The sequence below is a fragment of the Mycobacterium sp. Aquia_213 genome, assembly GCF_026625985.1.
In the GTDB taxonomy this organism is placed as follows: Bacteria; Actinomycetota; Actinomycetes; order Mycobacteriales; family Mycobacteriaceae; genus Mycobacterium.
This window is the reverse complement of the sequence record NZ_CP113116.1, coordinates 60624-75045: the sequence shown is the minus strand read 5'-3', so window position 1 is coordinate 75045 and position 14422 is coordinate 60624. Positions and strand designations below refer to the sequence as shown.

The following is a 14422-nucleotide window of genomic DNA, read 5'->3' as shown; positions in this document are numbered from 1 at the left end:
GCCCCAATGGTGGGGCCGACCTGGCCATACGCCCACAAGTGCGGCCGGCCCGATCGGCGTCCGCCAAGCCGCGGGCCAAACTGTAGCGGTGAACCGGTTACGGCTCGGTTACCCCGGGGGGCCGCGTGCGGGCCCATTCCGTAACAACTTGACGCAGAACTGTAGCGGCGCGATAGGATTTGACGGGTGCAGCAGTTAGAATCCTGATGGCGGACAGCCCGCCGCCACATGAATAAGTTGAGCGAGGAATCACCGACGATGTCCAGCGCCGCGTCAACTGCCCTGCCGGCTCTGCTGGTTGTGCACAGCGGCGACAGGTCGCACGCGATCGAGCCGGGACGCGGTGTGGTGACCATCGGCCGAGAACCTCAGGCCGGTGTGCAGATCGATGATCCGCAGATCTCGCAGGAGCACCTTCGGGCCGAGGCCACCAATGGGGAGTGGCGCATCGTCGACAGCAGCCCGAGCGGCATGTTCGTCGACGGACTACGAAAAACCTCCGTGACGGTCACCGACAAGACGACCGTCCGGTTCGGGGACCCGACCGCGGGGAAAGTCCTGACGTTTGAAGTCGTCAGGCCGCCGAAATCCGTTGACCTACAAGAGGTTGACGATTCCGATGAGCAGGGGGACAACATCGCGTCGATCGATCTGGATCCCGGCGTGGTTCGCGCCGGAGCCGCAGCAGCCGCCCGCCGCCGTGAACTCGACATCAGCCAGCGCAGCCTCGCGGCAGACGGGATCATCAACGCCGGCGCACTGATTGCTTTCGAAAAGGGTCGCAGTTGGCCGCGCGAACGGACCCGCGCGAAGCTCGAGGAAGTCCTGCAGTGGCCGGCCGGAACCATCGATCGAATGCGGCACGGGGAGCCCATCGCCGATGACCCCGCCGCGCCAGCCGCGCCGGTCGACGGTCCCGCCGCGCCCGACCACCCACCGGCTGACGGCGCCGCGTCGCTGATCGCTCAGGCGGTCGTCGCCGCCGTGGACGGTTGCAGCCTGGCCATCTCCGCGCTGCCGCCGGCCGACGACCCAGAGTTCACCGAGCGCTCGGCGCCCATCCTCGCCGATCTGCGCCAGCTCGAGACGATCGCCGTCCGGGCGACCCGGATCAGCCAAATCACTCCCGAACTAATCAAGGCGCTGAGCGCGGTTCGCCGGCACCGCGACGAATTAATGACCCTCGGGGCCAATGCCCCGGATGCGCCACTGGCGCAGCGGTTGTACGCGGCCCGGCGCCGGGCTAACCTTTCGACGCTGGAAATTGCACAAGCGGCCGGCGTCGACGAAGAAATGGTCGTGCGGGCGGAGGACGAGGAGCCGTTACCCGCGCACGTAACGGCTGCGATCGAAACGCTGATAGGCCACATCAACTAAATTTCGGCGCGGCTGCGGCCGCCGGAAATTCTCATTGTTCGCTTTTCGGCAACCTTGCCGCAATGTTTACTGTGGCGGCCGAGCGCCGGGTGGTGGAAGCTGTTGCCTAGCCGAAAAATTCGTGCACTGGACCAGTTCTGAGCGCTGTTAGGCTCGTTCTACCGTGCACAGGATCGGTGCACAGGATCTGCGAGCTTGAAGGGAAACACCGACGTGGCTTGGCTAAACGGTGCAACAGATTTAGCGACGTGTGTGAAGAGTTTTGGATCTGGCGTTACTGCTGCCTCGGCTGGAGACTGGGCCAACCTTGGTGCGAGCGCCGCCACGATCCTCGGTAAAGGGATGATCTACGCGGGTAAGCAGAACGCGGTCCTAGCAAAGGCGTTGAAAGACAGCGGAACAAAGTGTCTGCCGACGCCGACGGCCATTGTCGATGCCGCCGCGCTGGCCGTCACCATCGTGGACTTGCTCAACGGATTCGGAACGCCCAACTCGGGTTCGGCCGTTTCCACCGCCGCGGACAAACTCAACCTGTTCCTCAAAGATTTGGACCCCGCGAGCATTCCGGATCCGCGGGACTGGAGCGGCGACGCGGCGACGGCCTATATCGCCCAGGTCAACACGCTCAAGGGTTTCGTCGACAAGTTCAAGACGTACGACCAGACCCTGAAGGGCTACCTCAGCAAGCAGGCGGGCGAGGTCAAGCAGGCACACCTGTGCTGCACCGTCAACGTGGCCGTGCTGACCGCCGCCGCGGGTATCGCCCTGGCCCTGTACCTGATCCCGATCGCGGGCCCGGGCATCTCGCAGGCGTGGCAGATCATTGCTGCCTTCGCGTGCTGCGCGGCAGTCTTCGTCGTCGAGATGCTCACGCTGTCGAGTTCGATGAGCATCTCCAACCAGTGCGCGACCCTGGGCCAGCAATACGTCCAGCTGGGCAAGGACGTCACGTCGCAGCTGGCGGGGAGTTTCGGGAGGATCCAGGGCAAGGTTGCCTCGGACACCTCGTCCAAGCTGTCCGGCTTCCGCGCCGTTTCCGACGGCCTGACGGACTACTCCTTCGCGTCGGCTACGCCGAGTGTCAACAAATTGGCCGCCGCGGCGGGCGACAAGGTTTCGCCGGAGCAGAAGGCGCTGCTGGGCGCTTCGAGCGACAAGGCCGCCGCCGCGAAGACCACCGACACCAAGAAGGACACCACGACCAAGACAGGCGACAAGACGCCCACCCCCGCGGCGTTCACGCCGCCCAGCCTGGCTCAGATTGGGCAGGCGTCCCAGGGAATGAACCAGGTCGGGCAGACCCTCGGCCAGGGCATGCAACAGATACAGTCGCTCGCCCAATCCGCAAAGGGCTCGGCGCCCGCCGCTGCCCCGGTCGCGGCGCACGACGTCAGCGACGTCAAGGACGACGGCAAGACGGACGAGGAAAAGCAGAAGGAAGAGGACGCGAAGAAGGACGCGGAAGCCGGCGCCGCCGCCGGTAAAGACGGTGGCACCGAGCGTGCACCCGTCGACGCCGCGGCCCCCGCCGCGGCACCCGCTGCCGCCCCGGCCGCAGCTGGTCGCGAGCGCGTCCTCTGATATCACTCGCCCGTGAAATACATTGCGGGCCAACACCATAGCGCAGAAATTAAACGTTAAGGAGAACCGACCAATGGCAAATAACCTACTCGTCTCACCGGCGATCCTCGAGACGCTGGCGACCAAACAGGAAGCGGCGCAGAAGGATGCCCAGGCTGCCGCCGACGCACTGAACGGAACCGGAAGCAACTGCTGGCTTACCCACGGCGTCATCAGCGGGTGCTCCGATGGTGCCTTCGACACGATCGAGGGCATCCGCAAGACCGCGGGCAAGGCCCTGGGCGACGCCAGCCTCCTGATGGCCGCGAAGCTGCGCAGCGCCAAGGCGGCGTACGAAGGCGTCGACAGCGAGCTGGCTGGCAACCTCAACAAGCAACTGCTCGACAAATAATGAATTCCGGTCCCCTCGCCGCCGGCCGCGCCGGTCTTGTTGACGACGTCGTCGGCGTCGAGGTGACTATCGACGGCATGCTGGTGATCGCCGACCGGCTGCACCTGATCGAATTCCCTGCGGCGCTGGGGATCCGGCAGAACATCCCGCAGGATGACTTGCGCAAACTCGTCTGGGAACAGGTGGAGCGCGACCTCACCGCGCAAGGGGTGCTGAACGAACTGGGCCAGGTCCACCCGACGGTGGCGGCAATCGTCGACACCCTCAGCCGGCCGGACCGGACGCTGGAAGGCCGGTGGTGGCGAAGCGACGTGGGCGGTGGCGTGATGGTGCGTTTTGCGGTGTGCCGCAAGGGCGATCGTCACGTCATAGCCGCGCGGCACGACGAGCTGATCGCGCTACAACTGGTAGCGGCGCAAGTGGGTCTGGCGGGCATGGTGACCGCCGTGCTGGGCCCGGCGACGCCGGCCAACGTCGAGCCTTTGACCGGTGTGGCAACGGAACTGGCCGAATGCACCACGGCGGCCCAGCTGGCCGGTCTCGGCGTCGCGCCGGCCACGGCCCGGGTCTACGCGGAGATCGTCGGCAACCCGGATAGCTGGGTGGAGATCATCGCCGGCGAGCGCCACCCCGGCGGCACCTACACACAGACCGACGTCGCCGCGGGCGTCCTCGACTCACCGCTGGGCAGACTGGTGTCGCTGCCCCGCCGTGTCCACGGCGAGCTGTACGGAAGTTTTCTCTCCGGCAGCCAGGAAAATCTGCAGCGGACACTAGACGGACTGCTGGAATTCCTTCCCTCGCGCGCCTGGCTCGATCAGACTTCTGATGACGAGTCCGCGCACACCGATCACACCCACGCCTCCTACCGAAGCTGATTTCTGCCGTAACCAATCTCAGAAAGATGGATCCCATGTCCCAGCATGATGAGCACGACGATCTCTCCGCGTTGGACTTCTCCTCCTATCAGTCCGGATCCGACGAAAACGGCCACGAACACGCGGACGCGCTCGACTTCTCCGCCGCCGCCGACAGCGCCGAGGAGTCCGACGTCCAGGCTCTGGACGCCTACGCGCCGACCGAGCCCGAAGAGGTCGACACCGAGCTGGACGCCATCGCCGCGACCACCGAGGCCACCGAGGACGAAGACGACGAAGAGGAGGCCGGCCCGCAGTTCACCGTGACCAACCCTCCCGAGACGGTGTCGGTGTCGGCGCTCATCGATGGCCGGACGCAGCGGGTCACGCTGTCGCCGACCGCGACCAACCTGACCGAAGCCGAACTCGCGGACGAGATCGTCGTCCTGGCCGAACTGGCCCGGCAAAAAGGGCTGGCCGGCCAGCGCACCTACGTGATGGAGAGCGCCGCCGAGAACGCGGGGCTGCAAGAGCTGAACGACATGGGGTTGGACAGCACCCAGCTGCTCCGTGACTTCGTGGACACCGGCATGCGGCTGCCGACCGAGGAACAGGCCGAGACGGCGCAGGCCGAAGTCTTCGCCGCGCGCTACACCGCCGATAAATGACCGATCATCTGGCCGGCCTGTTCGAAAGTGCGGTCGGCATGCTGCCGGTCTCGGAGTCACGGGCGCTCGACATCTTCACCGAGATCACGAATTACGACGAAACCGCGTGCGACGCATGGATCGGCCGCATCCGGTGCGGTGACAACGACCGGGTGACCCTGTTCCGAGCCTGGTATTCGCGCAAGCACTTCGGGCAGCTGTCGGGTTCGGCCCAAGTCTCGATGAACGCCCTGGGCGCGCGGGTTCCGATCGGCGGCCTGTACGGCGACATCACCTATCCGGTCAATTCGCCGTTGGCGATCACGATCGGTTTCGCGGCGAACGAAGCGTCGCAGGGCAACTACGCGGATGCCTTGGAAGCCGTCGAAGCCAGTCCGAGCGCCGGTGCCGAGCACCTGTTGTCGTGGACCAAGGCGGTGGTCTACGGGGAAGGGCAGCGCTGGACCGAGGTCATCGACGAAGTACGGGCCGCCGGCAAGTGGCCGGACACATTTCTGGCTGCCGCCGCCAGCGTCGCGCATGGGGTCGCGGCGGCCAATCTCGGTTTGTTCACGGAAGCCGAGCGCCGCCTCACGGAAGCGAACTCCTCACCCGCGGGTGAGGCGTGTGCACAGGCCATCGCCTGGTATTTGGCCATGACCCGCCGCGGCCAGGGCAACGAAGACGCTGCGGTAGCCCTGTTGGAGTGGCTGCAGACTACCCACCCGAGCCCCAAAGTTACGGCGGCACTGAAAGATCCGTCTTACCGCCTCGCGACAACCAGCGCCGAGCAGATCGCCGCCCGCACCGACCCCTGGGATGCGGGCAGTGTCGTGGCCGACACCTCGGGGCGGGAGAAGCTGCTCGTCGAGGCGGAGACCGAGCTACGCCGGCAGATCGGGCTCACCCGGGTCAAGGATCAGGTCGAGCGATACCGCGCCGCGACCCAGATGGCGAGGGTTCGTGCCGCCCGCGGCATGAAGGTCGCGCAGGCGAGCAAGCACATGATCTTCACCGGACCGCCGGGTACCGGCAAGACGACGATCGCGCGCGTGGTGGCCAACATTCTCGCGGGGCTGGGCGTCATCCAGGAACCGAAACTCATCGAGACGGCCCGTAAGGATTTCGTCGCCGAATACGAAGGGCAGTCAGCGGTCAAGTCCGCGAAGACGATCGATCGCGCCCTGGGCGGCGTGCTGTTCATCGACGAGGCCTACACGCTGGTGCAGGAACGAGAGGGGCGGTCCGACCCGTTCGGCCAAGAGGCGCTCGACACACTGCTGGCACGGATGGAAAACGACCGCGATCGCCTTGTGGTGATCATCGCGGGTTACAGCAATGACATCGATAGACTGCTGGAGACCAACGAAGGACTGCGGTCCCGGTTCGCCACCCGTATCGAATTCGACTCCTACTCCCCCGAGGAGATTCTCGAAATCGCGAAAGTCATTGCAAAGCACAACGACTCGGCGTTGAGCGTGGAGGCCGCCGAGCACCTGCTGGAGGCGGCGAAGCTGCTCAGCCAGCGGACTGTGCGCGGTAAGGCCGGGATCGATATCGCCGGTAACGGTCGCTACGCACGACAAATGGTGGAAGCCGCGGAACAATACCGTGATATGCGCCTGACCCAAGCCGTCGACTTCGAGGACCTCGACGCGGACTTCTTACGCGAGATCAACGGCGAAGACATGGCCGAGGCGGTGGCCTCGGTGCACGCACGTCTCGCCATCACCGAGTAGCGCATGGCGGGTATTCGGCTTACCACCAAGGTCCAGGTGAGTGGTTGGCGCTTTCTGCTCCGGCGGTTAGAGCATGCCATCGTTCGCCGAGACACCCGGATGTTCGACGATCCGTTGTCCTTCTACGGGCGGGCGGCCGCGCTGGGCATTGTCATCTCGGTGGTGATTCTGGTGGGCGCCTTGGCGATGGCGTACTTCAAGCCACAGGGCAAACTCAGTGGCGGGAACTTGTTCGTCGACCGCGCGACCAACCAGCTGTTTCTGATGGTGTCCGGGCAGTTGCACCCCGTCTACAACCTGACCTCCGCGCGGCTGGTGTTGGGCAATCCGGCCGAGCCCACGGTCGTGAAATCGGCTGAGCTGAGCAAGTTCCCCAAGGGCCAGACGGTCGGCATCCCCGGCGCTCCTTACGCCACCCCGGTCTCGTCGGATCCGGCGTCGGTTTGGGCGTTATGCGACACCGTCAGCAAGGCCGAGACCATTAATCCCACCGTGCAGACGTCGGTGATCGCGATGCCGCTCTCCCTGGACCCCTCGGTGGATGCGCTGCAGCCCAACGAGGCCCTGCTGGCCTACTACCAGGGCAAAGACTGGATCATCACGTCGACCGGGCGGCACGCCACCGATCTGGCCGACCGCACCCTCACCTCGGCGGTGGGCATACCCGTGAACGCCAAGCCGAGCCCGTTGTCCACCGCGGTGTTCAACGCGCTGCCCGACGGCGGATCCTGGCAGCTGAGCCCGATTCCGGAAGACGGTGCCCCCAATACCCTTGGGCTGCCGGACTTTCTGGTGATCGGGTCGGTATTCCAGATCCACGCGCAATCGGGGCCGCAATATTTTGTGGTGTTGCCCGACGGCGTCGCACCCATCAACGCCAATACCGCGGTGGCGTTGCGCGCGGTCCAGTCACACGGACTGGTCGAGCCGCCGTCGGTGGTATCGAGCCTGGTCGTCAGAATCCCCGAACGCGTGTACAACTCACCGCTGCCCGACCAATCGATCAAGATCGTCAATCGACCGAACGAACCGGTGTTGTGCTGGACGTGGGAACGCAAGCCCGGCGAGCAGACACCCAGGACCGCGGTGGTGACCGGTCGGCATTTGCCGATACCGACAGCGCTGATGGGCCAGGGCATCAAGCAGATCCAGGGCCCGGCAACCGTTTACATCGACGGTGGCAAGTACTTGCAGCTGCAGTCACCGGATCCGCGGTATGGCGAATCGTTGTACTACGTCGACCCGCAAGGCGTTCGGTACGGGGTATCCGACGCGAAGGCAGCAGCCTCGCTGGGTCTGCAGTCGCCAAAACCTGCGCCGTGGGAGATCATTCGTCTACTGGTCGACGGTCCGGTGCTGTCGAAAGAAGCTGCCCTGCTGGAGCACGACACGCTGCCCGCCGACCCGAGTCCGCGAAAGTTACCCGCAGCGCCCGGAGCCGGTTGATGTCGACGAGAAAGTTCACCCCATCGGTCGCCCGCGGCCCTCGATTGACGCCGGGTGAGATCGCCGTCGTTCCGCCCGAGGACCTCGGTGTCGATGTCCCGCCCAGCTTTGTCCAGCGGGTTATGCCTTATGTCATGGGCGTGTGCATGCTCGGGATGATCGGCATCATGGTGTTCACCGGCACCAAGGCGCTATCGCCGTACATGATGATGACGCCGCTGATGATGATCATGATGTCGTTGAGCATGGTGGGCGCCGGTGGGGGCGGCGGCGGCAAGAAGGTGCCCGAGATCAACGCCGACCGCAAGGAGTACCTGCGGTATCTGGCCGGACTTCGCCCCCGGGTGACGTCGTCTGCCACCGCGCAGGTCGCCTTCTTCAGCTACCACGCACCCCACCCCGACGATCTGCTGTCGATCATCGGCACCCCCCGGCAGTGGTCGCGGCCGGCCAGTGCCGACTTCTACGCCGCCACCCGCATCGGGATCGGTGACCAGCCGGCGGTCGACCGGCTGATGAAGCCGTCGGTCGGCGGCGAGCTGGCGGGTCCGACTGCCGCACCGCAGCCGTATTTGGAGCCGGTCGCCAACATGTGGGCGGTCAAGTTCTTGCGCACCCATGGTCTGATCCACGATTGCCCGAAACTGTTGCAGCTCAGGACATTTCCGACCATCGCCATCGGCGGCGACCCGGCGGGGTCCGCGGGGCTGCTCACGGCGATGATTTGTCACCTGGCGGTGTTCCATCCGCCGGACCTGCTGGCGATCCGGGTGCTCACGGAAACCCCGGATGATCCGGACTGGGCCTGGCTGAAATGGCTTCCGCACGTGCAGCATCCGACCGACACCGATGCGGCCGGTCCGGTTCGGATGATCTCCGCCCACCCGGAAAGCCTGTCCGATCTCGCCGCGCGCGGTCCGCACTCACCCGATTCGACGCCGGGCGGACCCTACGTCGTCGTGGTGGATCTGACCGGCGGCAAGGCGGGGGTCCCGCCCGACGGCAGGGCCGGCGTCACGGTGTTCACGCTGGGCAACCACCGCGGCTCGAACTACCGGATCAGGGTGGCCGCGGACGGGACGGCCGACGACCGGCTGCCCGGCCAACAGTTTCGCCAAGTGACGGCGAGCACCGACCACATGTCGGCCCAGCAGGCGGCACGCGTCGCGAGAAAGCTGGCCGGGTGGTCGATCACCGGCACCATCATCGACAAGAAGGCCAGCACGGGCGGCCCCAAGAAGAAGGTGGCGACCGAGTTCTACCAGCTGGTGGGCGCCAAAAGCGTCGAGGACATCACGCCGTCGCGGTGGAAGATGTTCGCCGACAAGGACCTCGACCGCCTCAAGATCCCGTTCGGTCACCAGCTCAAGACCGGCGAGATCATGACTCTGGACATCAAGGAGGGTGCCGAATTCGGCGGCGGGCCGCACGGCATGCTGATCGGGACCACCGGGTCGGGAAAGTCCGAGTTTCTGCGCACCCTCATCCTGTCGCTGGTGGCGATAACCCACCCCGACCAGGTGAACCTGCTGCTTACCGACTTCAAGGGTGGTTCGACATTCCTGGGGATGGAAAACCTTCCGCATACGGCGGCGGTCATCACCAACATGGCCGAGGAAGCCGAGCTCGTCGGCCGCATGGGTGAAGTGCTGACCGGCGAACTCGACCGCCGGCAGAACCTGCTGCGCCAGGCCGGAATCCAGGTCGGTGCGACCGGGGCGCTATCCGGTGTGGCCGAGTACGAGAAGTACCGGGAGCGCGGCGCCGACCTCAAACCGCTGCCAACGCTTTTCGTTGTGGTCGACGAGTTCGCCGAATTGCTGCAAAGTCACCCGGACTTCGTCGGGCTATTCGACCGTATCTGCCGCGTCGGCCGTTCGCTGCGGGTGCATCTGCTGCTCGCCACCCAGTCGCTGCAGACCGGTGGCGCGCGGATCGACAAATTGGAGCCCAACCTGACCTACCGAATCGCGCTGCGCACCACCAGCTCTCATGAATCCAAGTCGGTGATCGGAACTCCCGAGGCGCAGTACATCACCAACAAGGAAAGCGGTGTCGGGTTTTTGCGGGTCGGCATGGAGGACCCGGTCAAGTTCAGCACGCTGTACACCGGTGCCACGTACGTTCCGCCGGTGCACGCCGAAACCAACGGCGAGGCCGAAACCGTGGACGGCCCGCGCGCTGGCGCCAAGGGTTTGCAAATCCGACCGTTCACCGCGGCTCCGCTACTCGACGATCTCGAAGACGTGGGGGCACCTCCCGCTGGCGGGGGAGTGCCGGCGTGAGCGTCGATTCGAAGGGGAAACCGCTGAGCGAGGTGGTGCTGGACCAACTCAGCACCGCGGAGTCGCACGCGTACAAGATGTGGCTGCCGCCGCTGATCAATCCCACTCCGGTCGACGAACTGGTCAAGCGCGCCAATCTACAACAGCTGTACTTTCCGCTCGGGATCATGGACGAGCCGCGGCGGCATCTCCAAGAGCCTTGGGGCGTAGACGTTTCCGGCGGCGGCGGCAATATCGGCATTGGCGGTGCGCCGCAGACCGGAAAGTCGACGCTGCTGCAGACCCTGATGCTGTCGGCCGCTGTCACCCACACGCCGCGGCAAGTCCAGTTCTATTGCATCGACCTCGGCGGCGGCGGATTGATGTACCTCGACAGCCTGCCGCACGTCGGCGGGGTGGCAACCCGATCGGAGCCCGACCGGGTCATGCGCGTGATCGCGGAGGTGCAAGCCGTTCTGCGGCAACGAGAAGCCACCTTCAAGGAGCATCGGGTCGGCTCGATCGCGATGTACCGAGAGTTGCGCGAGGATCCCAGCCAACCCGTCGCAGCCGACCCGTTCGGCGATGTTTTTTTGGTCATCGACGGGTGGCCGGCTTTCGTCGGTGAATTCCCCGACCTCGAAGGAAATGTCCAGACGCTGGCGGCGCAGGGCCTGTCGTTCGGCATCCACACCATCATCACCACGCCCCGGTGGACCGAACTGAAGTCGCGCGTCCGCGACTACCTCGGTACCAAGATCGAGTTCCGGCTGGGCGACGTCAACGACACCCAGCTGGACCGCGCCACCCGGGATATCCCGGCGAACCGACCGGGCCGGGGAATGTCGATCGAGAAGCACCACCTGATGATGGGTGCGCCCCGGCTCGACGGCGTGCACAGCACCGATGGTCTGGTCGAGGCAATCACCGTTGCGGTGAACCACATTGCGTCCCACACCACGGAGGAAGCACCGCGGGTCCGGGTGCTGCCGGAGCGCATCCATCTGTATGAACTCGACCCGGAACCGCCGGGGCCGGAGTCCGACTACCGCACTCGCTGGACGATTCCGGTCGGCATCCGCGAGACGGACCTCACCCCGGCTTACGCCCACTTGTACGCGGCGAACCACATCCTGATTTTCGGCGCGGCCAAGTCGGGCAAGACAACCATCGCCCACGCGATCGCCCGGGCCATCTGTGCCCGCAACAGCCCCGACCAGGTGCGGTTCATGTTGGCCGACTACCGGTCCGGACTTCTGGACGCGGTGCCGGAGAGCCATCTACTCGCTGCGGGAGCGATCAACCGCAATGCCCAGTCGCTCGACGAGTCGATCAAAGCGCTCGCGATCAACCTGCAAAAGCGGCTGCCGCCGTCCGATCTGACCGCCACGCAGTTGCGGTCCCGGTCATGGTGGACAGGATTCGATCTGGTGCTTTTGGTCGACGATTGGCACATGATCGTGGGTGCGTCTGGAGGGATGCCACCAATGATGCCGTTGGCTCCATTATTGCCGGCCTCTTCCGATATCGGATTGCACATCATCGTCACCTGCCAAATGAGCCACGCGTATAAGTCGACCATGGACAAGTTCGTCGGTGCGGCCTACGGAGCGGGATCTCCTACCCTGCTGCTCTCCGGCGACAAGGCCGACTTCCCCTCGAGGGAGTTCGCGGTGAAGCGCCGGCCCCCTGGCCAGGGAATTCTGGTCTCGCCGGACGGCAAGGACATCATCCAAGCCGCCTACATCGACCCTCCAGAAGAACTGCACTGACCACCCGCAGCAGCCGGTTAGGATTATCCCAACGCCCATTACGGGAGCCGGGATTGAAACCGCGATAAACCGCGCCGGTGACTGCAATGTGCGATTAAGATTTTCACTGCGACAGAAATGGACTGCGTTCACGCAGAATTTGATATTCGTTCACGTGCAATTCGAGAAGGGTCCCGCAAAATGCAACCCACCCCGCATTGTTCCCGCGAGCGAAATTTTCGCGTAGCAGCAGACCGCAAGAACTAACGCACCACATACCTCGCGACCAAGGGAGCCGAGCATGCTGTGGCACGCTATGCCACCGGAGCTGAACACCGCACGGCTGATGGCCGGCGCGGGTCCTTCGCCGATGCTCCAGGCCGCCGCGGGGTGGGAGGCGCTGGCCGCCGGTCTCGAGGCCGAGGCCGCCGAGTTGGCCGCGAGCATGACCGCTCTTTCTGGAGCATGGACCGGGACCGGCAGCGAGCGCGCGACGGCCGCGGCCACGCGGATGGTGATGTGGCTACAGACCGCCGCGCTGGCCGCGCGCAAGCGCGGCATGCAGGCCGGGGCACAGGCCGCCGCATACATGAAGGCGTTGGGAATGACGCCGTCGCTGCCCGAGATCGCGACGAACAGGATCACCACTACGGTTCTGACGGCCACCAATTTCTTTGGTATCAACACGATGCCGATCGGGTTCAACGAAACGGACTACTTCGTCCGGATGTGGAACCAGGCCGGTGGCGCGATGGACATCTACGCCGCCGAAACCGCCGCCAACACCGTCTTCGAACCCCTTCCCGAGATGACGCCGATTCTCGCACCCGGAATGGACGCGGCTGCCGAGGCGGAGGCGGCCACGGCGGTCGGCATGCTGTCCGACACGGCCGCCGACCCCGGGCCGTTGGGGTCCTCGGCGCTACTCGCGGCGGCATCGAACGCCGCCGACGATGCGGACGACCTCACCCCCACACCCTCTGGGATGGACCAGGTTTCGCAGTTGATGAACGGGCTGGGGCAACTCGGCGGACCCATGCAGCAGCTCATGCAGCCGCTGCAGCAGCTGACATCCATGGCCGGCCAGTCCGGCGGCATGGGCAGTTCAACCTTGGGCGACAGCCTCACGGTCGGCGGCGGCAAACTCGGCGGCGAGCTCGGTAAAGGTGGCGCGCAGATGGGCCTGCTCGGGGCACCGCCGTTGTCGTCCCATCCGCTGCTGGGCGGCTCGGGACCGAGCGTCGGCATGGGACTGATGCACGCGGAGACACTTCCGGGTTCCGGCCTGAGCGGGCCCCGCACGTCGATGATGAGCTCGTTGCTCGACAAGCCCGGCGCCGCCCTCGCGCCTGCCGGCGCCGGAGCCGGCTCGTCGGCGGGAGCCGGCGCCGCGCCGCTCGGTGCGGGCGCCGGTGCACAATCCGGCGCGGGCGCCAAGCAGGGTATGGCAACCCCGGTAGCGCTTGCGCGCGAAGAAGAAGAAGGCACCAACCTCCACTACGACGAGCTACACGGCGTCGACGACGGAGACGACTGGTGAGCATCCGCCACAACAGACTTCCCGGCCGCCCGGGCCGGAAGACTTGCCAGCACTTGGCGAGGACAGAGCACACAGAAAGTAGTTCAACATGGCAGAAATGAAAACTGATGCCAGTACCCTCAGCGCCGAGGCCGGGAACTTCGACCGGATCGGTGGCGAGCTTCAGGGCGTCATCAAGGGCGTAGAGCACACCGGCGGCGAGTTGGCCAGCCACTGGACCGGCCAGGCCGGCTCGGCGGCACAGTCGGCGCTGCAGCGCTTCCAAGAGGCCGGCAACGCGCAGATCAAGGCGCTCACCGACATTCACGAGAAGATCAGCCAGGCCGGCGTGCAGTACTCGCGGGCGAACGAAGAGCAGGCCAACGCTCTGCAGTCGAGCGCCGGCAACATGGGCTTCTGAGCCCACCTAACCCCTCAGCATCAGAAAGAAACGGAGACAAATCATGTCGGAAGCTCAGTCATGGAATTTCAGCGGCATCGAGGCCGGTGCGAGCTCCATCGCATCGTCGGTGCAGACCGTCCAAGGTCTTCTCGACGAAGGAAAGCAGTCCCTCGCCAAGCTTGCCGAGGCGTGGGGCGGTACCGGTTCGGAGGCCTACCAGGCCGTGCAGAACGACTGGCAGACTAAGTCGGACGAACTCAACAACTCGTTGCAGTCGCTGTCGCACACCATCACCGAGGCCAGTGCGGCGATGGCCAGCACCGAGCACGGTGTCAGCGGCATGTTCGGCGGTTAGAACGCAAACAACGCCGAAACCACGGGATCAGGCGAGTTCAACCAAAAGGGAGAACTCGCCTCTTCTCGTGTTTTCGGCGTCTGAATTGAATA

12 protein-coding genes are annotated in these 14422 nt (G+C 65.2%); all 12 read left to right on the top strand.

All coding sequences use genetic code 11. From position 1 onward, the window contains the following. Positions 1-228 precede the first annotated feature (228 nt). The 12 genes from LMQ14_RS00315 to LMQ14_RS00260 all read left to right on the top strand — a co-directional run bounded on the left by LMQ14_RS00315 (position 229) and on the right by LMQ14_RS00260 (position 14330). Entirely contained in the window at positions 229-1377 is a 1149-nt protein-coding gene (locus tag LMQ14_RS00315) for an FHA domain-containing protein (protein WP_267732901.1), read from the top strand. A 342-nt stretch (positions 1378-1719) separates the two neighbouring features. Continuing rightward, on the top strand, positions 1720-2958 hold the full coding sequence (locus LMQ14_RS00310) for an EspA/EspE family type VII secretion system effector (protein ID WP_267732900.1): 1239 nt from the start codon (positions 1720-1722) through the stop codon (positions 2956-2958). A 73-nt stretch (positions 2959-3031) separates the two neighbouring features. Further along, positions 3032-3349, top strand: a complete 318-nt coding sequence (locus LMQ14_RS00305; RefSeq protein ID WP_267732899.1) for a type VII secretion target — start codon at positions 3032-3034, stop codon at positions 3347-3349. Further along, positions 3349-4227, top strand: a complete 879-nt coding sequence (locus LMQ14_RS00300; RefSeq protein WP_267732898.1) for an ESX secretion-associated protein EspG — start codon at positions 3349-3351, stop codon at positions 4225-4227. The genes LMQ14_RS00305 and LMQ14_RS00300 overlap by 1 nt, the downstream gene beginning before the upstream one ends. A 35-nt stretch (positions 4228-4262) precedes the next feature. Then, positions 4263-4874, top strand: a complete 612-nt coding sequence (locus LMQ14_RS00295) for a hypothetical protein (protein ID WP_267732897.1) — start codon at positions 4263-4265, stop codon at positions 4872-4874. Next, positions 4871-6592, top strand: a complete 1722-nt coding sequence (gene eccA / locus LMQ14_RS00290; RefSeq protein ID WP_267732896.1) for a type VII secretion AAA-ATPase EccA — start codon at positions 4871-4873, stop codon at positions 6590-6592. Before LMQ14_RS00295 ends, eccA begins: the two co-directional genes overlap by 4 nt. A 3-nt stretch (positions 6593-6595) precedes the next feature. Then, positions 6596-8038 (top strand): type VII secretion protein EccB, encoded by a 1443-nt coding sequence (eccB, locus tag LMQ14_RS00285; RefSeq protein ID WP_267732895.1) that lies wholly within the window; start codon positions 6596-6598, stop codon positions 8036-8038. Then, entirely contained in the window at positions 8038-10323 is a 2286-nt protein-coding gene (gene eccCa / locus LMQ14_RS00280; RefSeq protein ID WP_267732894.1) for a type VII secretion protein EccCa, read from the top strand. Before eccB ends, eccCa begins: the two co-directional genes overlap by 1 nt. After that, on the top strand, positions 10320-12074 hold the full coding sequence (eccCb, locus tag LMQ14_RS00275; protein ID WP_267732893.1) for a type VII secretion protein EccCb: 1755 nt from the start codon (positions 10320-10322) through the stop codon (positions 12072-12074). Before eccCa ends, eccCb begins: the two co-directional genes overlap by 4 nt. A gap of 280 nt (positions 12075-12354) precedes the next feature. Next, positions 12355-13593, top strand: coding sequence for a PPE family protein (locus tag LMQ14_RS00270; protein WP_267732892.1), 1239 nt, complete (start codon positions 12355-12357; stop codon positions 13591-13593). A 97-nt stretch (positions 13594-13690) separates the two neighbouring features. Continuing rightward, positions 13691-13993, top strand: a complete 303-nt coding sequence (locus tag LMQ14_RS00265; protein ID WP_420714588.1) for a WXG100 family type VII secretion target — start codon at positions 13691-13693, stop codon at positions 13991-13993. Between the two features lie 43 nt (positions 13994-14036). Further along, positions 14037-14330 (top strand): WXG100 family type VII secretion target, encoded by a 294-nt coding sequence (locus LMQ14_RS00260; protein WP_267732890.1) that lies wholly within the window; start codon positions 14037-14039, stop codon positions 14328-14330. Positions 14331-14422 lie beyond the last annotated feature (92 nt).